The organism is Pandoraea commovens, from assembly GCF_024704525.1.
GTDB classification, from domain to species: domain Bacteria; phylum Pseudomonadota; class Gammaproteobacteria; order Burkholderiales; family Burkholderiaceae; genus Pandoraea; species Pandoraea commovens.
The window spans coordinates 3,942,847-3,962,775 of sequence record NZ_CP102780.1 but is presented as its reverse complement, the minus strand read 5'-3'; the positions used below and the strand labels follow the sequence as shown (position 1 = coordinate 3,962,775).

At 59.0% G+C, this 19,929-nt stretch carries 17 protein-coding genes and 1 tRNA gene; 10 read left to right on the top strand and 8 right to left on the bottom strand.

The genetic code is table 11. The features are described from left to right. Positions 1-25: 25 nt before the first annotated feature. Positions 26-922, bottom strand: coding sequence for a metal ABC transporter solute-binding protein, Zn/Mn family (locus tag NTU39_RS17905; RefSeq protein WP_257958193.1), 897 nt, complete (start codon positions 920-922; stop codon positions 26-28). Between the two features lie 158 nt (positions 923-1,080). Here NTU39_RS17905 and NTU39_RS17900 point away from each other — a divergent pair, with 158 nt between their 5' ends. Further along, positions 1,081-2,424 (top strand): dihydroorotase, encoded by a 1,344-nt coding sequence (locus NTU39_RS17900; protein WP_373275414.1) that lies wholly within the window; start codon positions 1,081-1,083, stop codon positions 2,422-2,424. A gap of 48 nt (positions 2,425-2,472) precedes the next feature. Here NTU39_RS17900 and NTU39_RS17895 read toward each other — a convergent pair whose 3' ends face one another. Together NTU39_RS17895 and NTU39_RS17890 are read right to left on the bottom strand one after the other, a co-directional pair. Further along, positions 2,473-3,027, bottom strand: coding sequence for an NADPH-dependent FMN reductase (locus NTU39_RS17895; protein WP_257958191.1), 555 nt, complete (start codon positions 3,025-3,027; stop codon positions 2,473-2,475). A 33-nt stretch (positions 3,028-3,060) separates the two neighbouring features. Then, complete coding sequence (locus NTU39_RS17890; RefSeq protein ID WP_257958190.1) at positions 3,061-4,548, bottom strand: MFS transporter; 1,488 nt, start codon at positions 4,546-4,548, stop codon at positions 3,061-3,063. A gap of 302 nt (positions 4,549-4,850) precedes the next feature. Between NTU39_RS17890 and NTU39_RS17885 the strand changes: the two genes are divergently transcribed. Continuing rightward, a complete protein-coding gene (locus NTU39_RS17885; protein WP_150663382.1) occupies positions 4,851-5,801 on the top strand; it encodes a LysR family transcriptional regulator in 951 nt (316 codons plus the stop codon). A gap of 2 nt (positions 5,802-5,803) precedes the next feature. Here NTU39_RS17885 and NTU39_RS17880 read toward each other — a convergent pair whose 3' ends face one another. Further along, positions 5,804-6,862, bottom strand: a complete 1,059-nt coding sequence (locus tag NTU39_RS17880) for an acyltransferase family protein (RefSeq protein WP_257958189.1) — start codon at positions 6,860-6,862, stop codon at positions 5,804-5,806. 452 nt (positions 6,863-7,314) lie between these two features. On the opposite strand from NTU39_RS17880, the gene NTU39_RS17875 reads away from it, so the two are divergent. Beyond that, positions 7,315-8,400 (top strand): mechanosensitive ion channel family protein, encoded by a 1,086-nt coding sequence (locus tag NTU39_RS17875; protein WP_150663380.1) that lies wholly within the window; start codon positions 7,315-7,317, stop codon positions 8,398-8,400. Positions 8,401-8,531: 131 nt separating this feature from the next. Beyond that, the gene (locus tag NTU39_RS17870) at positions 8,532-9,161 is read left to right on the top strand and encodes a hypothetical protein (RefSeq protein ID WP_150663379.1); all 630 of its coding nucleotides are present in this window, start codon (positions 8,532-8,534) and stop codon (positions 9,159-9,161) included. Between the two features lie 131 nt (positions 9,162-9,292). Here NTU39_RS17870 and NTU39_RS17865 read toward each other — a convergent pair. Further along, positions 9,293-10,410 (bottom strand): IS3 family transposase gene (locus NTU39_RS17865; protein WP_373275322.1). Its coding sequence is split into 2 segments (ribosomal slippage): positions 9,293-10,149 and positions 10,149-10,410, totalling 1,119 coding nucleotides; the frame shifts between segments, so codons are not numbered across the junction. 492 nt (positions 10,411-10,902) lie between these two features. Between NTU39_RS17865 and NTU39_RS17860 the strand changes: the two genes are divergently transcribed. The 3 genes from NTU39_RS17860 to NTU39_RS17850 all read left to right on the top strand — a co-directional run bounded on the left by NTU39_RS17860 (position 10,903) and on the right by NTU39_RS17850 (position 13,421). Then, the gene (locus NTU39_RS17860) at positions 10,903-12,084 is read left to right on the top strand and encodes a porin (RefSeq protein ID WP_039397265.1); all 1,182 of its coding nucleotides are present in this window, start codon (positions 10,903-10,905) and stop codon (positions 12,082-12,084) included. A gap of 488 nt (positions 12,085-12,572) precedes the next feature. Further along, the gene (gene rpsU, locus NTU39_RS17855) at positions 12,573-12,785 is read left to right on the top strand and encodes a 30S ribosomal protein S21 (protein WP_150663378.1); all 213 of its coding nucleotides are present in this window, start codon (positions 12,573-12,575) and stop codon (positions 12,783-12,785) included. A gap of 162 nt (positions 12,786-12,947) precedes the next feature. Further along, positions 12,948-13,421 carry a WbuC family cupin fold metalloprotein gene (locus NTU39_RS17850; RefSeq protein WP_046292545.1) on the top strand — a complete coding sequence of 158 codons (474 nt, stop codon included), beginning with the start codon at positions 12,948-12,950 and terminating at the stop codon, positions 13,419-13,421. A gap of 80 nt (positions 13,422-13,501) precedes the next feature. Here NTU39_RS17850 and NTU39_RS17845 read toward each other — a convergent pair whose 3' ends face one another. Both NTU39_RS17845 and NTU39_RS17840 read right to left on the bottom strand, forming a co-directional pair. After that, entirely contained in the window at positions 13,502-14,521 is a 1,020-nt protein-coding gene (locus NTU39_RS17845; RefSeq protein ID WP_150663377.1) for a hypothetical protein, read from the bottom strand. A 396-nt stretch (positions 14,522-14,917) separates the two neighbouring features. Further along, entirely contained in the window at positions 14,918-15,784 is an 867-nt protein-coding gene (locus NTU39_RS17840) for a CsgG/HfaB family protein (RefSeq protein ID WP_150663376.1), read from the bottom strand. Positions 15,785-16,289: 505 nt separating this feature from the next. On the opposite strand from NTU39_RS17840, the gene NTU39_RS17835 reads away from it, so the two are divergent. Next, a complete protein-coding gene (locus tag NTU39_RS17835; protein WP_150663375.1) occupies positions 16,290-16,499 on the top strand; it encodes a DUF805 domain-containing protein in 210 nt (69 codons plus the stop codon). A 98-nt stretch (positions 16,500-16,597) separates the two neighbouring features. Here NTU39_RS17835 and NTU39_RS17830 read toward each other — a convergent pair. After that, positions 16,598-16,672 (bottom strand) — tRNA-Arg (locus tag NTU39_RS17830). Positions 16,673-16,843: 171 nt separating this feature from the next. On the opposite strand from NTU39_RS17830, the gene NTU39_RS17825 reads away from it, so the two are divergent. Next, complete coding sequence (locus NTU39_RS17825; RefSeq protein WP_257958188.1) at positions 16,844-17,908, top strand: site-specific integrase; 1,065 nt, start codon at positions 16,844-16,846, stop codon at positions 17,906-17,908. A 476-nt stretch (positions 17,909-18,384) separates the two neighbouring features. After that, the gene (locus NTU39_RS17820) at positions 18,385-19,929 is read left to right on the top strand and encodes an AAA family ATPase (protein WP_257958187.1); all 1,545 of its coding nucleotides are present in this window, start codon (positions 18,385-18,387) and stop codon (positions 19,927-19,929) included.

The window sequence follows — 19,929 nt, the reverse complement described above, 5'->3', positions numbered from 1 at the left end:
CGCGGCGCGCCATTGCCTATTGCCGCTACTTCGCGCTGGCCTGCGCAGGCGCTTTCTCCAACGCCGTGGCGAGCGTGTCGACGTTGTGACGAAGCATGTCGAGATACGTCGATGCCGGGCCGCCCGGGGCTGAAAGCGCTTCTGCATACAGCTCGCCGCCGGGCTTCACGTTGGTCGCCTTGGCGACCAGTTCCACGAGGCGCGGATTGTTCGAATTCTCGACGAAGTAGGCCGACACGCGCTCCTTGCGGATCTGATCGATCAGCGCGGCGATGTGCTTGGCAGACGGTTCGTCGGCCGTTGAGATACTCATCGGCGAGAGAAATGTAATGCCATACGCGTCGCCGAGATAGCCAAACGCCGCGTGCGATGAGATCACCACGCGTTGCGCCTCAGGAATCTTGCCCAACCGTTGGCGAGCGTCGGCATCGATGGCCTTTAGCGCAGCGATGTAACGCGCCGCATTGGCTTCGTACTCGGCGCGGCCTGCCGGATCTCTCGCTTCGAGGGCGTCCTTGATGTGGCCCACGTAGATGACCGCATTCATTGGATTGTTCCAAGTGTGCGGATCGTCGCCCGCCACGCCTTTGCGAACACGGGTTCGCAACTTCACTCCCTCCGAAACCGTCACGACCGGACCGGTGTAACCGGACGCTGCGATCAGGCGAGGTAAATACCCCTCAAAGCCAGCGACGCCGTGCACAAACACGACATCTGCCTTACGCACTTCTGCGACATCCGCAGGGCTGGGCTCGAAGTGATGGGCATCGCGATTGCGTGGAATCAGCGAGGTGACGTCGATGCGATCGCCGCCCACGCTTTGCACGATGTCGGCGAGTACTGAGAACGAAGCCACGACGCTTAACTTCCCCTGCGCCGCGTACGACGAAACGGGTGCGGTGAGTCCGACGAGAACCGCCATCCCTACCACCAGCCGCCATGCGGCAACCCTACCAAAACGCATTTCAACTTCCTCCGGGAAAGACACCGCGACATTCGTCCGTCGTGACGGGGCGGCGCAATATCGATATGATCTTAAATGCAACTGAGTTGCATATTGTTCCACAAAGGATCTGTCGAATGCAAACCACAAGTTCTCGCAGGCATGCCGATCTGCTGATTACCGGCGCAACCGTCATGACGCCCAACGGCGCGGAGCGTGTCGACGTTGCATGTCGCGACGGCCGCGTTGTCGCAATTGGAGAACTCGCGGGCACGTGGAGCGGGCAAACCGTTCTGGATGCGCGGGGGTTGTATGTGCTCCCAGGTGTCATCGACACTCAGGTGCATTTTCGAGAGCCTGGTCTGGAGCACAAGGAGAACCTCGAGGCGGGCACCCGTGGGGCGGTGCTCGGCGGCGTCACGGCCGTGTTCGAGATGCCGAACACTCATCCGCTCACGCTGGACGCTACGCAATTGCAAGCCAAACTCGACGCTGCATCCCGCCGCGCGTGGTGCGACTACGCCTTTTACATCGGCGGTTCTGCATCGAACGCTGAGCAACTCAGTACGCTGGAAAATCTGCCCGGATGCGCTGGCGTCAAGGTGTTCATGGGAAGCTCGTTCGGCGACCTCCTCGTGGATGACGAACGCGCATTGCGCAGGATCGTTCGTCATGGTCGCCGCCGGATGGCCATTCACGCCGAGGACGACCGCCGTCTGCGCGAACGAAAATCGATTGTCGAACAGAGTGGCGACGTGTCGGACCACCACGTCTGGAGGGATGTCGAGAGTGCGCTGATGGCCACGCGACGCATCGTGAATATCGCGGCGGAAACCGGGCGGCGAATTCATGTGCTGCACGTCTCCACGGCGGAAGAGATCGCATATCTCGCCCAGCATAAACACCGCGTCTCGGTAGAGGTCACGCCGCATCACCTGACGATGCATGCCCCTGAGTGCTATGAGGCGCTGGGCAGTCTGGCGCAAATGAATCCCCCCGTGCGCGAGCGACGACACCAGAGGGCATTGTGGGAGGGCATCCGCGAAGGTGTTGTGGACGTGATCGGCAGCGATCACGCCCCGCACACGTTGGAGGAGAAAGCGAAGCCGTATCCGCAATCTCCGAGTGGCATGACCGGGGTGCAGACCCTGTTGCCGGTGATGCTCGATCACGTCAACGCGGGACGACTGAGTTTGCAGCGGCTGGTCGACCTCACCAGCGCGGGACCTGCACGCATTTTCGGCATTGAAGGGAAGGGTCGGATCGCGCTCGGCTATGACGCAGATTTCAGCATCGTCGATCTGAACGAGCGTCGCGTCATTCGCAACGCGCGGATCGCCAGCGTTTGCGGCTGGACGCCCTACGACGGCACGTCGGTCACCGGCTGGCCCATTCATACCGTCATCAGAGGGAAGTGCGTTATGCGCGACGAGACGCTGGTCGGCCGTCCGGAGGGCGCGCCGATACGGTTTCTCGATTGAGGCGCGCGATTCGGGCAGCGATATCGCCGTCCCGTGATCCCATGCAGGTCAGGGACGTGCGTTTGGGACCTCAGACATGACATTGACAGCCAACTCCGTCATCGCCTGTTCGACGCAGGAAGCAAATTCGACGAAATCCGTTGCCGGATGCAAGGCGCCACCGTGACGGATGACATCATCGGACAGGGTGATGGACGGGGATGTCGTGATGACGCGCATTTTCAGCGCCTGGGCGACCTGTCGCAGTTGGCTGGCGCACGTGGTGCCGCCGTGCCCGCCGTAGGTCACGATGACCGTGGGCTTCTCCCGCCATTCGAAATACAGGTGATCGATAGCGTTTTTCAGGGCTGCGGGATAGCCCCAGTTGTACTGCGGTGTGACGAAAACCACGGCGTCGCAGGAAGAGATCTTCTCGCTCCACGCGCGCGTGTGCGGTTGAACATAGGGGGCGCCCGTGGCAGGTAGTCCCGGCTCGTCGTCAAGCGGAAGGTGCCACGCTTTGAGATCAACGATCTCGTAAGTCAGATCCGTGCACGTCTGGCCGATGTCGGCAATCCACTGCGCGATCGCGGGGCAGTTTCGGCATGCGCGCGTGCTTCCCATGATAAGGAGCACCAATCTTCTTTCTCTCATCGTTCATCCTTTGGATGGTGTGGGCGACATCAGGGGGACGAAGCACAGAGCCAACACCCCGACAGATGCCATGAAGACGAAGGCGTCTGCATAGGCGAGGGTTCTCGCTTGCCTTATCGCGGTCTCAGTGAGTAGCGCTTCGGCTGCGCTGCGCGCTTGTGTCGCCGACATCCCGCGCTGCATCAACAGGGTGGTTGCGGATGTTATCCATTCGTTGACTTGCACGGACGTCGCGTAAAGGAAGTCGAACAACCGGCTCGAATGCAGCTGCTCGCGCCACGCCAATACCACGGTCACGAGGGTCACACCCAGTGACATACCCAATTGTCTGAACGTCATGTATACGGCGACCGCGTCCAGTTGTACATCTTGCGGCAATCGGGCGACTGTCCCGCTGGCGAGCGCGGACAGTACCGGCGAAAGACAGAAGGCGTAGAGGATGAGCGGTAGCGCGAAATATCCATACGGCGTGGTTGTCGTAATGAGATGTGACATCAGCGACATGGATACCGTCAAAAGAATAAAGGCGAATGCGAGTACCTTTCGTGGCCCGAATTTGCCGACCGACCGCGTCACCAGTGGGCGAATAGCCGCAGCCGTTAGTGCATACACACACAAGATTCGTCCCGTGTGGGTCGCGTCAAGTCCGGGCGAATAAACGGTTCGCAGGAACTCCGGCAGTGCATACGTGCTGCCGGACACGATGATGCCCGCAAGCACCCCCAGTACGACGGAGGCGGTGACATCGCGGTGTCGAAGCAGATCAAGACGATGCAGCCGTACGCGGTTGCGATGATGCAGTTGCCATCCGGCGAACAAGACGAATGCCGAGATTGCAGCCCAGGCCAATACGCGCATTTCCGATGAGCCGAACCAGTCCTTCGCCTGCCCCCGGCTCATGACGACTTGCGTGCAAACGAGCGCAACCGCAAGGAGCAGAAGTCCGGGCGCGTCGATGCCACGGGCGCGTGCATCGGTTGGGCGGGCAACCTTGGGATAGTGGCGAATGAGTAGCCAGATGGCCGCGACAGCGACGACGATGTTTGGCACGAAAAGCCATCGCCAGGTGTATCGGTCGGTCACGTATCCGCTGAATAACAATCCCGCGGCCGTCGACAGATAGATCATGATGGAGATGCGCATCATCGACCCGCTGCGTCGAGGCCGGGGCATCAACAGATAGACGCTGCCTCGCCACCACATTGCCAGGCCTGCACCGGCAATCCCTGAGACGGTACGCCACACCAGCATTGTTCCGAAGTCGTTGGCGAACGCGCAGCCCAGCGACGCGATCGCGAACAACCCGATGCTGCCGAGGATGTATCGCAAGTGGCCGATATAGCCAGCGAGCCAGACGGAAACGGCCATCCCCCAGAACAACGACGCGCTGAACGCGATCAGGAGCCAACTGGCTTCATCGTGCGACACACCGAATGCGCCGGCCATGTCGGGCAGCACGAGATTGACGGCATCGAACGTATAGAACTCCATCCATGCCGCCAGTCCGAGTCCGGCGAGCAGCCCGCTCTGCTTTCCGTCGGCGAGCGGCGCAGGTGGGGCGGTCGTCGCTAATGCATCGCTTGCGCCGGTGATGCCGTTTGGGGGAAGAGAAGGAAGCAACATATTTGTGAAATTCGGAAATAGCTAGGCCGACGCGTCATATTGAATCGGTCAGGGTCGTGCCGAAACCCATGGATTTGCACGGTATATTTCCGATAAGTGGAAATATGGGGCCGTCGGTGCTAGCATCCCTCCCGATAAGTACGCGGTGAAATCACCGGTGGGAGACGGCCTTGGACTCGATTTCTGAACTGGCGCTTTTTCAGGCGATTGTCGATAACGGGGGCATTTCGCGCGCTGCGGTTGCCTTGCGTTCCTCTCCGGCTGCGGTGAGTCGGCGTCTGCGGCAACTGGAAACGCGCCTGGGCGTTTGTCTGGCGAATCGCAGCACGCGACGATTCAATCTCACTGACGAAGGGTTGTTGCTGTACGAGCGCGCGGTGGCGATTCTGGAGTCGGTTCGGGACGTGGAGTCCGAGGTGTCTTCGCGAGGCACGGTCGCTCGAGGTGTTTTGCGCGTCAGCGCCCCGTCCGATTTGGGGCGTCGTCGGCTATCGACGTTGCTGGCGCAGTTTGCGCGCCTCCATCCCGGCCTTGAAATCACGCTGTTCCTGTCCGACGCAGGGGTTGAAAACATGCTCGACGGCTGTGACGTCGTGCTGCGCTTTGGCTTGCCGGGCGACGAAGGCATGGTCGCCCGCAAAGTCGCATCGTCGGACATGCTGCTGGTCGCAGCACCGTCTTATCTCGACCGGTACGGCAATCCGGCAACGCCGGAAGCGCTAAGTACTCACAATTGCCTGAGATTGTTCCGTCGCCATCGAGTCCAGGGGACGTGGCGATTCATGCATGACGGAGAGCTGGAGGGGAGATCATCGGATGTCGAGGTCACAGGCACGCTGGCCAGTGCCGATGGTGCGATGCTGCGCGAGTGGGCGCTGGCTGGCGAGGGTATCTCCTGCGAAGCAGCGTGGGATGTCGACGAGGACATCGCGTCTGGGCGACTGGTCCGCTTGCTCCCGTCTCACCCGATGCAGCGCATCGATCTCTATGTCGTATTTGCGCCCGGAAACCCCGTGCCGCCCCGGATTCGGCTACTGGTCGATTTCCTGATCCACGAATTTGGCGACGCGCTTGAGCGACTTAAGGGCGCGTACGCTTGCCCCGCCGGGGCAAAGGCCTAATCTCAGACGACTGCGGTCGTGTTCGAGGCCCCCTCGGGCTTGTCTGGCCCGTGGGAAATCTTCTCTTTCAAGCGCAGGATAGGCGCTTCGAAATAGCGGAACGAGGCGGCGGCCAGGCAAAACGTCAGACCGATGCGTACGGCGTCGTTGACGACCCAACCGAGGTCTGGGATCCATCTGCTGGATAGCGCAGTGCTGATGATCCCGAACCCGAGCGCATGCCAGATGTACAGGCCGTAGCTGATGCGCCCGATGTACGCGAGGGGTCTCCACTCCAGACCGAGGCCGTTCCGGCTGCACCCAACGATGCCCACCACACCTGTAAATACGAGCGCCAGAACGAACATAAATTGACTGTTCGATGCGTTCAGGGTGTTGTTTGGCCAGACATTAATCGCAACCAGCAACGCCAGACCGATGGAGAGAGATCCATAGGACTGCGTAACGAATCGTGCGCGGCTCTCGCGCGCCGCGATGGCCAGTAGGGCACCTAGACAGAGTGTGTCGAGATTCGATGAAAGCGGTGCGAACGCGACATGTTGAGTGTTATGCGCCAGCCAATACCGCGAGACCACGCCGACGCCGATCAGCACAACGCAGAGAAGCTTCAGCCACTGGCGGGACGTAATGAACACCAGCAGCGGCCACAGCATGTAAAACTGTTCTTCGACTGCGAGCGACCAAGTGTGCGACAAATGCATGCCCGGGGACAGTTCGAGATGGCGTGCGCCGAGATAGAAGTTCTGAAGGTAGACGAAGAACCACGACCAGCCCTCAGTTGGCAAGCGCAAGATCCAGCAAGTCACCGCGACGACTGCGAGGTACGCAAAATACAGTGGGAAGATCCGCAGCGATCTGCGGGCATAGAAGACCGAGAAGAACGTGCGTGCATCGGCCCCCTTGTTATCTAGCAGGATGCCCGTGATCAGGAAGCCGGAGAGGACGAAGAAGAATGGGACGCCGATCCAACCATACGCGAACGGTTCCCACCCCAGGTGCACGAACATGACACCAAGCACGGCAAAGGCACGTAAGCCATCGAATCCCTTGATGTGTTTCATTGAGTAGTTGTACTTGCGGAGGCCCGGAATCTAGCGCCGCGGGTCTTGTGCAACGCCCTATGAGTGTCCGCTTGATGGACTGTTGTCAGTTAATTTAATTCAAATGGATTTTATATGTGTTTGATTTTTAATAAGGTTTTTTGTTGATCTCGTGTCGGAGGCTCCGAATCATCACAATGCGCGCTTTGTAACTGCCGCGATAGCAGCGAACCGGGTCAATTTCTTCCTTCGATTGAAACATTGGGCATAACTGTCCAATGCGTTGTCGCTGGCGTGCGCCCGGTCAGCGTCGAATTCGACGCCTCTTAAGTCGATCTCATCTCACTGATTTCCCCGGATTTTTTCGCCTTCGTCAGCCGATTCGATGGTCGACCGGACGTCTGCTCGTCCGCCCGGCACGCCGCTTGCTCCTTCATCAGTCTTTTGCCTGACGAAGGAGGACGCATTTGCCGATGACCACGCTGACTTCGCTGAGAGCCTTCGAAGGGATAGCGCCCGCCGACTGGGCTGTCGCTGCGGTCGCCATGGTGCTGAGCTATGGAATTCTGACGGGCGTGTTGCGACTCGCGCTCGGTCGCTTCGGGGCGTTGTCGGCGCGTCTGCAATCGCAGGCGGCCGGGATGTTCGCCGAGGTGCTGGGCGCAACGCGGCACTTCGTGCTGCTCTTCGCGGCATTGCTCATCGGCCTGAAGATGCTGGACCTCGGTGACAAATGGGACACCGCCATCGTTCATGGCTGGACGGTGTTGTTCTGTCTGCAACTAGCGCTCTGGGTCAATCGAGCAGTGGGCGTCTGGTCCACGCGACGCATGCAACATCGCGCGACGGTGCCCGACAACCCTGTCATCGTCACCATGACGGCGTGGACGCTGCGCGTGCTTGCGTGGGCCGTGTTACTACTGGCAATGCTGGCGAACTTCGGCGTGAACATCACCGCTTTCGTCGCCAGTCTCGGGATCGGCGGCGTGGCCGTTGCGCTCGCGGTACAGAACGTGCTGAGCGATCTGTTTGCGTCGCTCGCCATCGGGCTGGATAAGCCCTTCGAAGTCGGTGACTTCATCGTGTTTGGCGATGTGGCGGGGACCATCGAGCGGATCGGTCTCAAGACCACGCGCATCCGAAGCCTCAGCGGTGAGGAGATCGTTTGCGGCAACACCGAGTTGCTCAAGAACACGTTGCATAACTACAAACGCATGTCCGAGCGACGCATCGTCTTCACGTTCAGCGTGACCTACCACACTGTGCCCGACAAGCTCGCCAGGGTGCCGGCGATGGTCAGGCAGGCCGTGGAAGCCTCCGGCAAGACGCGCTTCGACCGTGCTCACTTCAAGCAATTCGGTGCGAGTTCGCTCGACTTCGAGGTCGTCTATTTCGTGCTCAGTCCCGACTACAACCTCTATATGGATTTGCAGCAAGGCATCAATCTCGCGCTGATGCGCGCGTTCCTGGACGAAGACATTCGCTTCGCAATACCGGCCAGCGTCCAGTATTTCGCGCAGGCACCTGAGCCGCCTGAGGTTGCGCCGACCACACACTGAACGGCCTGGAAGCCGCATGCCTGCTGGCATTGACATTGCGGCGTGGTAGGATCGAGCGCATCCACGTGATTCAGATCGTGGCTTCGATCCAATCCGGGCTCGCCGCGCGGCGGGAACATCAGGAGGCCAGTATGTCTGCAGAGCAGAAGACGTCGCATCGCGGGTTCACCATCATCACCGTTCTCGAACGCCTCTCGAAGGGTCGCGCGCGGCTCTCGGCGAAGGTGCTCGCCAGCGACGAAGATCATAAGCGGCGTCTCGGCGGAAAGAAGCTGTTGCAGGCCAAGCGCTGGTTCGATCACTTTGCCGACGATCTGGCCGCCCCCGTCATCGCAGGCCTCAAACACACCATCGATCTTGAACTGGCTGCCGCTGCTAAGGCTGCGCCGAAGACGGCCGCTAAGCCTGCGAGCGCTGCCGCTGGCGCGAATGCCGGAAAGATTGCGAAGGTTGAGAAAGCCCCCAAGGCCCCCAAGGCCGCGAAGCCTGCAAAACCGGCTAAGCCGGTGAAGCCCACCAAGGCGGAGAAGGTGGCAGAGAAGGTGGCAGAGAGGGGCGCACCGAAGTCGGCCAAACCTGCCAAGGCGGCGAAGGCAGCAACGACGAAAGTCAAAGCGCCCGCAAAATCGGCCGTCGCAGCGAAGTCGGTGAATGGTGCTGCAACGGCGGCGAACGGTGTCGCGAAGCCGGTGGTCGGGGGTGTCGCGGCAGCGGCGCGCAAGCGCGCGGCGACGGCAGCTTCCAAAGCCCCCGCTCGTTAAATTCGCGCCGCACTTGCGGCGAAAGCGTTACCGAAAACGGCGCATGCCCACGGGTGAACTGACCCCGTAAAGTTGGACGGGTAAGTTATGCCGCTAAGGGCTGAGTGACGTGTCCCCGGTAACTGGACAGTTTAAAACTGGAGAGGGATTGCCTCTTTGGGTTTTACTGACCATTTTTGGACGAACTCTCTCGGGGTCAGATGGCCGAGTGAGCCGTGTGGACGATGATGGTTGTAGTCATGCTGCCAGGCTGTCATTTTCTCTCGGAGGTCGTATAGCGTGACGAATTCATGCACGTTCAGGAATTCATCACGCAACCGACCATTGAAAGATTCGATCAATCCATTATCGGTCGGCTTGCCGGGGCGCGTGTAGTCGAGTTTCACGCCGCGTCGGTATGCCCAATCGTCTAAAGCGCGAGAAGTGAACTCTGTGCCGTTGTCCACGGTGATGGATTCGGGCCATCCGCGAAGGACCGCAGAACGATCCAGCGCCTGACCCACCGCACGGCCGGTCTGTCGGAAGTTGGCCTCCAGACAAACACTCTCGCGACTCCATTGATCGATGACAGTCAGAATGCGAAAGCGGCGTCCATCAAGCATCTGGTCATGAACGAAATCCATGCTCCAGTGCTGATTCGGTCCGGTGGGCGCCGGTGGCTTGCCTCGCAGCAGCGCGATGCGCTTGCGGCGCTTGACCTTCATCCGCAATTGCAGGCCCTCTAGGCTGTAAAGCCTGTAGACGCGCTTTTTACCCACGTCCCAGCCCTCGCGACGCAACATCACCAGCACCCGCCGATAGCCAAACCGCGGACGACTTAAGGCGATGTCCCGGATACGTTGGCGCAGCGCACTTTGATCGCGTGCACGACTCTTCGCGTACCAAGTCGAGCGCTGCAGCAACGCCAACGCGCAGGAACGCTGCACGCTTATGTGGAAACGCTCTTGCATCCAAGCCGCCAGCTCGCGCCGTTTGGCGGCCTTCAGACTTTTTTTCGCACCACCTCTTGCAGGATCTGTTTATCCAGCGTCAGGTCGGCGACGATACGTCGCAAGCGCGCGTTTTCGTCTTCGAGTTGCTTGAGCTTGCGCATCTCGCTAACGCCGAAATCGGCGTACTTCTTCTTCCATGTGTAGAACGTTGCCTCCGACACACCGATCTGCCGACACACGTCGACCACCGGTGTGCCGCTCTCGGCCAATCGCAGCGCATAGGCGATCTGCTCTTCACTAAATCTCGAGCGTTTCATGGCGACTCCTCGCCCCATTCGGGGCGCTGAGAAGCAACTTTACCTCTAGTTTTGACCTGTTCGGATATTCCGGGGACACGTCACGGGCGATGCGCCGTTTTTCATTGCATCGTTGAATCGTGGTTGGGTGAGAGTCGCGTTGAAATTGTCGCCACGCCTTGCCGCGCTGCCGAGACATCGCCGGACCATGATGTGACTTATCACGGTGTCCGAAATCCTTGCGGTACACGTCGCATATGTCCGCTATTTCATGTGTTGCAATTGCACCACTTGCGTGCGAATTGTGTCGCCAGCGTGTCAGAATGCACCCGCTTGCAAACGACCCGCGGTGCTTTTCCTTCATATGGAAAGCACCGCGTGTCATTTGGTGAGTACTCCATTGCATATGCGGTTGCAGCATCCTCGTCGCACAGATCGAGGCAGCCGACATTGACAGTGGACGCCCGCACCCGCGGGCCAAAAAATATAAGACCACTATCAAAGAGGATAAAGATGAAGCGCTTCCAACTCACGGCCCTGGCGGCTGCCAGCTTCGCCGTTGCCGCTCCGGCAATGGCCCAGAGCAGCACGAACGTCACGCTGTACGGTGTGATCGACGCGGGCGTTGCTTACGTCAACAACGTCGCTACCGGCCTGAACGCAAAGGGTGCACACAACTTCCAGGCCGTGAGCGGCATTGGCCAGGGTAACCGTTGGGGCCTGAAGGGCACGGAAGATCTGGGCGGCGGACTGAAGGCTGTGTTCGTGCTGGAGAACGGCTTTAACCTGATGAACGGCACGATGCTGCAAAACAGCCGCATGTTCGGTCGTCAGGCGTATGTGGGACTGCAAAGCGCACAGGCAGGCACGGTCTCGATCGGTCGTCAGTACGACTCCGTGGTCGACTTCGTGAGCCCGATCACATCGGCCAAGCAGTGGGCCACGCAGTATGGTGCGCACATCGGCGACATCGACAACCTGTACAACTCGTTCCGCGTCAGCAACTCGATCAAGTACACGAGCGCGAACTACAGCGGCTTCTCGTTCGGCGCACTGTACGGCTTCAGCAACCAGCCGAACACCGGTGGCGGCACGGGCTTCTCGAACAACAACGCATTCAGCATCGGCGCTGGCTATGCCAACGGTCCGCTGACGGCAGCCCTCGGCTACATGCACCTGTCCAGCCCGGGTACGACCAACGCCAACGGCGCGGTCTCGAACGACTATTCGAGCGCCACGGACATCTTCTACACGAGCGCCGTCGACAAGCACGACATCGCTGCTGCGGGTGTTTCGTACGCGATCCAGGCAGCAACGGTCGGCTTCGTGTACAGCTACGCCAAGGTGAACTACGTCAATCAGTCGTCGATTCGCGTGAACACCTTCGAACTGAACGGCAAGTACCAGTTCACGCCGCGTCTGCTGGCGGGTCTGGCCTTCGTCTACAGCGATGGCAGCGTGAGCGGCGCGACGGCACTGTCGGGCATCAGCAAGGGCACGAAGCCGCGCTGGTTCCAGGTCAACGCCGGCACGACTTACTCGTTCAGCAAGCGCACCGAGACGTACCTGAACGGCGTGTACCAACGCGCTACGGGTGACGCGGTCGTCGCCGCGATCGACAACGTGGGTGGCCCGACGGGTACCGGCGCGCAGTCGCAGATCGCCGTGATCGCAGGCGTGCGTCACAAGTTCTAAGCAGGTTTTTGCCTGCATCAGGGCGGCGTTCGACGCCGCCGGGCAGTGCAAACCTGACTGGCGGAGGAGGGCATAGGATGCCGTCTTCCGCCGGTGACGGGCTCCTCCAGCGTGCTGGCGGGGCCCGTTGTACATAGCGGGACGTCAAATTGAGTGCGTTTGGGGCCCTTTCTGTGTATAATCACGACCTTGTCCAAATTATGGGCATTGCGGGAGGTGGCGCTCACTGACGAACGATGGGCATGCCGCTTCGCCATCAATCAACCGTTCAGCCAGTCTGGAAGGCGCGATACCAGGTATCGATTGCCAATCGGGAGATCGCAGAGGAGGTGAGTCGCGGTCCCGCCGGATGTGGTGTAGTGCAGTCCGTAGCAAGTCCGTTCGTCGCGCCTGGCAGGAGGAATCTCCGGCAGGGCGAGGAATGGCGTCTTTGCGCGGTAAATCAAATTTACGGCTCTTCGGGGCCGAAACACTATTCGAGATATTGCATGACCAAGATTCTTATCAAAGACGGTGAACCCGTTGAAGTTGCACTGCGTCGTTTCCGCCGCGCTATCGACGGCACGGGCCTGATTAAGGAAGTTAAGGCACGCGCTGCTTACGAAAAGCCGACGGCTGAACGCAAGCGCAAGAAGGCTGCTGCCGTGGCCCGTCTGCGCAAGCGTCTGCGCAGCCAGACCCTGAGGAAGAAGATGTACTAAGCACGCCGTTGCGCCGTTCGGGCGCAATGTAGTGCGAAGTCGAAAAACCCGCCACACGGCGGGTTTTTTTATGGGCAGATGAGGCGAGCCGGTTTGCTACACTCGTGGGCATCGGCAATGGCCGCCTCTGCCGTGAACACCCCACACACCCCACATAAGCTGATGAAAACGTTGACCTTTGCCGCGCTCGACGCGCTCACCGAACAAGCCACGCAATCGCCCCGTGCGCGCATGAATCAGAACCTGCATGAGTCGCTCGACGATTCGATCCAGCGTCTGGCGATCGCGATGGAGCCGTCGACGTACATTCGTCCGCATCTGCATCATCACACGTGGGAGTTGCTGACGGCGCTGCGTGGCCGCTTTGTCGTGCTGACGTTCGATGCGGCTGGCGTCGTGATCGACCGCAAGGTGCTCGGCGAAGACACGAGCGTCATCGAAAGCCCTGTCAAGACGCATCACACGGTGCTGTCGCTTGATCCGGGGGCGGTGATTTTCGAGGTGAAGCACGGCCCGTATCGTCCGTTCGTCGAAGCGGATTACGCCGACTGGTCGGCACCGGCGGATACGCCGGAAGCCGCAGCGTTTATGGAGTGGGTCAAGACGGCGCAGGTCGGAGACCGCTGGGCGGCTTAACGCCCTGTGTGTCCTGTTAATAGTTGTTGACGGCTAGGCGACATGGCGCGTACAGGCGGCCCCGTCGCCTCGTTGACGAGTTAGCGGGTCCAGCCCTGAAACTCCGTGGCCATCGAGAGAAGCGCTTTTGCAGCGGTGTCCACCGTGCCGGACCAGTCTTGCGAGACGGGCGGCGGGCGGAAATCGTCCATGTCGGCGCGATGACTCAGGCGTTCCGGGCTGAAGTGCGTGTCGTAACGATCGTCATGACGCGCCGACGCCGATAGCGCCGTTCGCGGCGCACCCAGATACCACACCGGCACGCCGAGGCCTTCGGCCAGATGGGCGTAGCTGGCATCCAGTGCGATCACCAGATCGAGATTGTCGATGAGCGATGCTTCATCGGCCAGATCGTCACAGTCCGTGCGCCAGTCGATCCAGTCGACCGATTCCGGCGGCAGGGCATCGGATATCCCATCTCCTTGCTGACCCAGCGGCACCCAGGAAACCCCAGGTACGCGCAGCAGCGGTGCCAGCGACGTCAGGCGCGGGGCGCTCAGTGACGTTCCCGCCAGCTCCGTACTGTCGAGCGCATCCAGCCCGGCAAACCCTACGCAGAGGCCGTGTTGTGCGGCGGCGGCCAGCCGGTCGCGCCAATGTCGTGCGGGGACGGTGGCTACGCGCAGAAACGGCCGTCCGGCGTGCGCATGTGCGGCTTGCGGGCCGAGCGTGCGCGCGAGCGAGGCGAGCGGGCAGCGCAGATCCCAGTCCGAGACGTCGCGCGGCATACGCGAAAGCACGACGACGCGCTCTCCCATCGACCATTCGACCAGACGCCGCGTGTTGACCGGTCCAACAAAGCCGACCTTGCCGAAGCGTGCGGACGCGACTTCCAGATGCCTGAGCTGGCTGACCAGATCACTGTCGTGCTCGTTGCCGATGACCAAAAGATGCTGATGGAGCGTATCGCCGCCCCCGGACCAGTTGGGCAGCGGGCAGTCTGGATGCGGGCTGAGGGCTGCGCCGACCTGAGCCCAGGCGTGAGCAACGGCGCTGGCGGCGGGGGCGTCATCGGCGTTGGGTGTCGTAAGTGGGACAGCGCGCTGCGAAGGCTTCGTCATACGAATCCTGGCATCGAGAGAGGACAAGGAATAGCGGGATTGCGCGGTCGGGCGGCGGGCGCGGCGACGCAACACCTACGAAACACCTGGGTCGTGCTAATGAATGCTTAGGTACCGCTCAGGTAGAGGCTAGGCAAACGGCTTGGGTGACGCGCAAGCGATGGCTTAGGCAAAAACGTAGGCAGCAACTTAGGCACTTTGGGGGGAGGGCACGTGCGGAATGATAGTGGAGCGGAGATTGGCGGTTAGGCGGTTGCCTTTGCCGACGAGGCCAATCCATTTGCTGGACGGCAAAATATTTGAGGTTTGAAGCGGGTGGGGCCGGGGGGACATAAAACCGTCCCTCAAACCTGCCGAGGAGACAGGTTTGAGGGACGGTCAATCGCGCAAGCGTGATTACTTCTTCCTGCGCACGGCCTTCTTGGTCGGTGCGGGTGCGTCGTCGTCCTGGACGGTGAGTTGACCGCCCGTGCCGAGGCCACCGGCGACGGTTTGTTGCTTGTAGTTCTTCACGGCACGCACGACGTTGTTGTACGAGTCGGTGAATGCGGCCACGATGACCTTGCCTTCGGCGGTGTTCGAGTAGCCGCCGAGCGAGCCACCGGCCGAGCTGCCGACGATGCGACCGAGGGCGCCGAAGTCCATGGCGGTGGCGCTGCCTTCAGCGGCGGCGATCTGGACGCTGGAGCGGTTGTCGATAACGGTCAGCATGGTGCTCGCTTCTTTCGAGTTCATGCTGCCGGCAAGCGCGCCGATGGCTGCACCGATGCCGCCGGGCAGAAGACCGGCGATGCTGGCACCGGCACCCCCGGCGTTATTGTTCGTGAAGGTGATCGACGGGCTCAGCGCGTAGTCGGCGGAGACCATCTTGCCCTTGCCGAAGTTCGACTTGTTGCGCAGTTCGCCGGACTCTTGCAGGGCGCGCTCGCCCATGATCGTGTTCATGCCGCGGCCGCGATCGACGATCACGAAGCAGTTCGACTGCTGGACGAGTAGTTTGAGTACGGGGACGGTCGAGCCGAGCTTGTACTGGCCGGTCAGCACGCCGTACCAGGGGGCGGAGGTGTCTTCGATGACCGCCATGGTGCCCAGTGGGCGATCGCACTTTTCAAGCGTTTGGTTAGCGTTTTCGGAGTTCGCGCCGCCGGCGGATCCGGTGGCGGCCGTTTTGGCGCTGCTGCTCCCCTGGTTCATGGTCGAGCAACCCGCCATGATGCCGGCTGCAAGCAGCAGGCCGGTGATTTTTACGAGATGGTGTGCCATTTTCCTAGTTCTTTAGAATGTTGTTCTGGAAATTGGCGGCGCTGCCGCACCCGCTTTTGCAACGGATTTGGCCCAGTCGGTGACGCCGCCTAATGCCAGGAGTCCAAAAAAGCAGGAGTGAAATCGATTTACGGTAGGACTCCTATGCTGAAATGCTCCGTAAGAACATTCCGCGCCGCATGCTAGCACGGGCGCAAAGTGCGTATGACCTATCAAAAATAGTGGGGATTACGAATGGATTAAGGCACTGCTTTCGTTAGTCTTAGGTAAGGATTAAGGGAAAACCATGAGACGGCGGGTTGCTGGCGAGTTGTGGGCGTGTTGGGGCATGATTTCGTATGGAATCATGACAATTCGATGGCCGAATTGGCGGCGGATGTTGCGAGCGAAGCAGGTGAAAAGCAGGCGAAGAACAGACGAAAAAATGACCTCGCGCAGCAAATGTTGTGCGAGACAATGTGCAGCATTCACCGTAGTTTCACGACGCTAATAAACGAGGAGAGTTATGGGCCACCTAAGCATCTGGCATTGGCTGATTGCGTTGCTGCTCTCGATATTTTTCCTGTATCCCTATGCGCGCATTATTCGCCGCGCGGGATTCTCGCCCTGGTGGGTGCTGGTCGCTTTTGTGCCGCTTCTCAATTTCGTGATGATTTGGGTGTTCGCATTTGTCCAGTGGCCGGCGTTGGAAAAGAAGTCGAGCGCTCCTTACTGACGCCTTGGTACTACAGCGTTTGCGAAAGCAAAAAGCCCCGTCCGACGAACGCCGGACGGGGCTTTTTGCTAAATCTTATGAAACGTGGGACGCAAAATTGGTCCCCCCGACAGGAATCGAACCTGTATCTAGCGCTTAGGAGGCACTCGTTCTATCCATTGAACTACAGGGAGAGACTGGATTCTATCCACTGGCGAGACGTCCTTTGAAATCAAAGGCATCGCCTTATTCCACGGGGCTTTCCGGGCGGTAGTGACACCCCTACAGTATCACTCCAGATCACTCCGCAACCTGCTGTTTCACGTCGCCGTTGCTACACTTTTGCTACAGCAAGGAGGGCGACAGTGGCATCGATTGTGCAGATAGGAACGCGTTGGCGCGCTCAGGTCCGACGCGAGGGCAAGAGTATATCAAAAACGTTTCGGACAAAGGCGCAGGCCTCAACATGGGCACGCGAAATTGAGGTAGCGGTTGATGAGGGCCGGAATCTGGACAAGGTGTCCGCCAAGACGCTGGTGCCCGCGATCATTGCGCACTACCGGATTTTGCGTGAGGAATCGAAGCGTCCGGTTAAGGCGAAGTCGACTGAGGATTACACGTTGAAGCAGCTGGCAGAGCACTTTAACGGGGTCACGATAGCTGAACTCACGCCGAAGACGCTTGTGAAGTTCGCTCAGGCACGGCATCGGGCTGGGGCAGGGGCAGCTACCGTGAATATGGATATCTCGAAGCTCGGGACGGTGTTGCGGCATACAGCGAGCTTCTTGGACTTCGACTTGCCGGATGTGATCGGCAAGGCTCGGCCAATGCTTCATCACCTGAGGTTGATCGGCGCTGCGGGGAAGCGGGAGCGTCGTCCGACGGCTGGCGAGATCGCGAGGATTATGGCGTGGGATCGAGAGCATCCGGAGTACACGTTACCGCTGGCCGATGTCATTGAGATCAACGGGCAATCGGGATTTCGGCGTGGCGAGATCTTTCGCATCGAGTGGCGTGATCTGGATGAGGTCAACCGGATGATGCTTGTGCGTGATCGCAAAGATCCGCGCAACAAGGTCGGGAATCATGAGTGGGTGCCGCTGATCGGGACGTCATTGGATGTGATTAAGCGGCAGCCCAAGTTTGACGGCGAGCAGCGCATCTTTCCGTTCTCGCCCCAGACGGCCAGCAAGTATTTCAAGATGGCGTGCGACGAGAAAGGCATTAACGACTTGCGGCTACACGATCTGCGCCATGAGGCAACGAGTGCGCTATTTGAAGCAGGTTGGGGGATTGCCGAAGTTGCCGGTGTTACCGGGCATAAGGACTGGCGACATTTGAAGCGCTACACGAATCTTCAGCCTGAAGATCTAGCGGAAAAAGGCAAACTACTGCCGTTTAAGAAAAATCACTGTGCCAATGGCTCGTAGGCATCTAGTCAAAAGTCCAGGTCGCAGGTCACTCAATCTGAAAAAATTAAATCGGAGCACGTTCAGAAAATCTTGCTGCTATGGGAGCTCACCTAGCGCGATTTAGTGCATCTCTGATTTGACGGGGGAGCGCTTGTGAGGTTTCAACCGAATCTTTCTCCGCTTTTGGCGTTGATCGCCTTTCGGAGTGTCGCCTCACAACTGCCGGTCGCATTGTCCGTGGCTCAACGGCGGTTGATTGAGTGGTCAGATTAGTCGAATAAGGTGCAATTGCGAAACATGTCAACAAAGTCTTTTGAGAATCAACGACAGCAGTCAGGTGGCAAAGACGGCTGTAAAGCTGAAAGGGTCGGACATGTTACGGTCACTGCCAACGCAGCGCCCGCTGCCGCTTGAGGTCCTACCAGCTTTCGACGCAAAGTGCATACTCTGCGTGACGGCAAGCAGTACAATTCCAAATCTTGTAGGAGACTTGCATGTCGCTGCGCTTCGTTTTGAAAACGCCATCGCCTGGTACTCAATCCAATAGTCTTGTTGTCCTATATCTTGATAATTGGGACGACTACTCGTTCAAAACTTTCTTCACTGCCAGAATTTACGATGAAAATGGAACCGCCCATGAGCTTGGCAGCCTGAAAATTGGTTTTGTTGGACAGCAGCACAGTCGAACCTCCGACAGTCTTCTACCATCATTTTCAGAACTGCCAGAGCAGTACTTTTCGCTCGGACAGGAGCCGGAGTATTACGAGCGGTTGATGAAGCTGTCATCGAAGCTCCGGAACGAATACCTTCGCGCTATCCGTGACGTCGTTTCTGATTCTGAGCGATTGATAAAAGCAGAACAGGAAACTGTCTTCTCAACGTCGTTGCTCCGAAACGTTAGCCGTTCTGTAATCGAAGGACAGTTCCGTCGAATACTGGACGGCGGAGCCATGCTTACGGAGTATAGATTTGTCTACACAGCGCCGTTCGGAGACAGTGTCGGGCCCATGCAACTTGACTTCGAGGTCGTGCCTAACTCCCTGCCCCCGACAAACATTCACGTTCTGATCGGCCGAAACGGCGTTGGCAAAACGACGCTCCTCAACGCCATTACCGCTTCGATCGTCGAACGAAAATCGCACCAGGATGTCGGTAGCTTTCAGGTTTCGGAACACAAATTTTTTCCTCGCGTTGCGATGCCTGAGAACTACTTCAGTAGCGTTACATCTGTGGCCTTCAGTGCATTTGATTCGTTCACGCCGCCCCCGGACCGTACCGACAGATCAAAAGGAGTCGGCTATTTCTACATCGGTTTGAAGAAGAGGGTAAGTGCGGCAAATCCGAACGAATTCATGCTTAAGGCCCCCTCTGATCTTTCGGGAGACTTCGTTGCGAGTCTCAGAGCATGTTTCAATACGGAAACTAAACGGCAGCAGTGGCGCAATGCAATTCACGCGCTTGAATTCGATGAAAATTTTGCTGAGATGAATCTTTCTTATCTCGCAGAGGGTACTTTGACCAATGACGAAGTGTCCGCGCAAGCGCATAGACTGTTCACCCTAATGAGTTCCGGTCACAAGATCGTGCTTTTGACCATAACAAAACTTGTCGAAACAGTTGAGGAAAAAAGTCTGATCCTGCTGGACGAGCCTGAGAGCCATCTGCACCCCCCTCTTCTATCAGCCTTCACCAGAGCGCTGTCGGAACTACTGATCGCACGTAACGCAGTTGCACTCGTTGCAACGCACTCGCCGGTTGTCGTACAGGAGGTTCCGAAATCATGTGTATGGAAGATCAGGCGATACAGGAATGCAAGTCGTGCAGAGCGAGCTGAGACTGAGACCTTCGGAGAAAATGTTGGTGCGCTGACTCGAGAGATATTTGGTCTCGAAGTAAGCAAATCGGGTTTTCACGACATGCTGGCCAAGGCCGTCGACCGCGGTCAATCATTTGATCAGGTGCTGCAAAGTTATGGGGAGCAGATCGGGCTGGAGGGGCAGTCCATCCTGCGCGCCCTGTCTGCGTCGAAGAAGGGTTGA

Coding starts and splice junctions, on each gene's coding strand:
- NTU39_RS17875 (WP_150663380.1), top strand. CDS start 7,315: ATGACCACGCTGACTTCGCTGAGAGCCTTCGAAGGGATAGCGCCCGCC.
- NTU39_RS17895 (WP_257958191.1), bottom strand. CDS start 3,027: ATGGGAAGCACGCGCGCATGCCGAAACTGCCCCGCGATCGCGCAGTGG.
- NTU39_RS17870 (WP_150663379.1), top strand. CDS start 8,532: ATGTCTGCAGAGCAGAAGACGTCGCATCGCGGGTTCACCATCATCACC.
- NTU39_RS17890 (WP_257958190.1), bottom strand. CDS start 4,548: ATGGAGTTCTATACGTTCGATGCCGTCAATCTCGTGCTGCCCGACATG.
- NTU39_RS17905 (WP_257958193.1), bottom strand. CDS start 922: ATGGCGGTTCTCGTCGGACTCACCGCACCCGTTTCGTCGTACGCGGCG.
- rpsU (WP_150663378.1), top strand. CDS start 12,573: ATGACCAAGATTCTTATCAAAGACGGTGAACCCGTTGAAGTTGCACTG.
- NTU39_RS17850 (WP_046292545.1), top strand. CDS start 12,948: ATGAAAACGTTGACCTTTGCCGCGCTCGACGCGCTCACCGAACAAGCC.
- NTU39_RS17880 (WP_257958189.1), bottom strand. CDS start 6,862: ATGAAACACATCAAGGGATTCGATGGCTTACGTGCCTTTGCCGTGCTT.
- NTU39_RS17840 (WP_150663376.1), bottom strand. CDS start 15,784: ATGGCACACCATCTCGTAAAAATCACCGGCCTGCTGCTTGCAGCCGGC.
- NTU39_RS17835 (WP_150663375.1), top strand. CDS start 16,290: ATGGGCCACCTAAGCATCTGGCATTGGCTGATTGCGTTGCTGCTCTCG.
- NTU39_RS17845 (WP_150663377.1), bottom strand. CDS start 14,521: ATGACGAAGCCTTCGCAGCGCGCTGTCCCACTTACGACACCCAACGCC.
- NTU39_RS17860 (WP_039397265.1), top strand. CDS start 10,903: ATGAAGCGCTTCCAACTCACGGCCCTGGCGGCTGCCAGCTTCGCCGTT.
- NTU39_RS17900 (WP_373275414.1), top strand. CDS start 1,081: ATGCAAACCACAAGTTCTCGCAGGCATGCCGATCTGCTGATTACCGGC.
- NTU39_RS17820 (WP_257958187.1), top strand. CDS start 18,385: ATGTCGCTGCGCTTCGTTTTGAAAACGCCATCGCCTGGTACTCAATCC.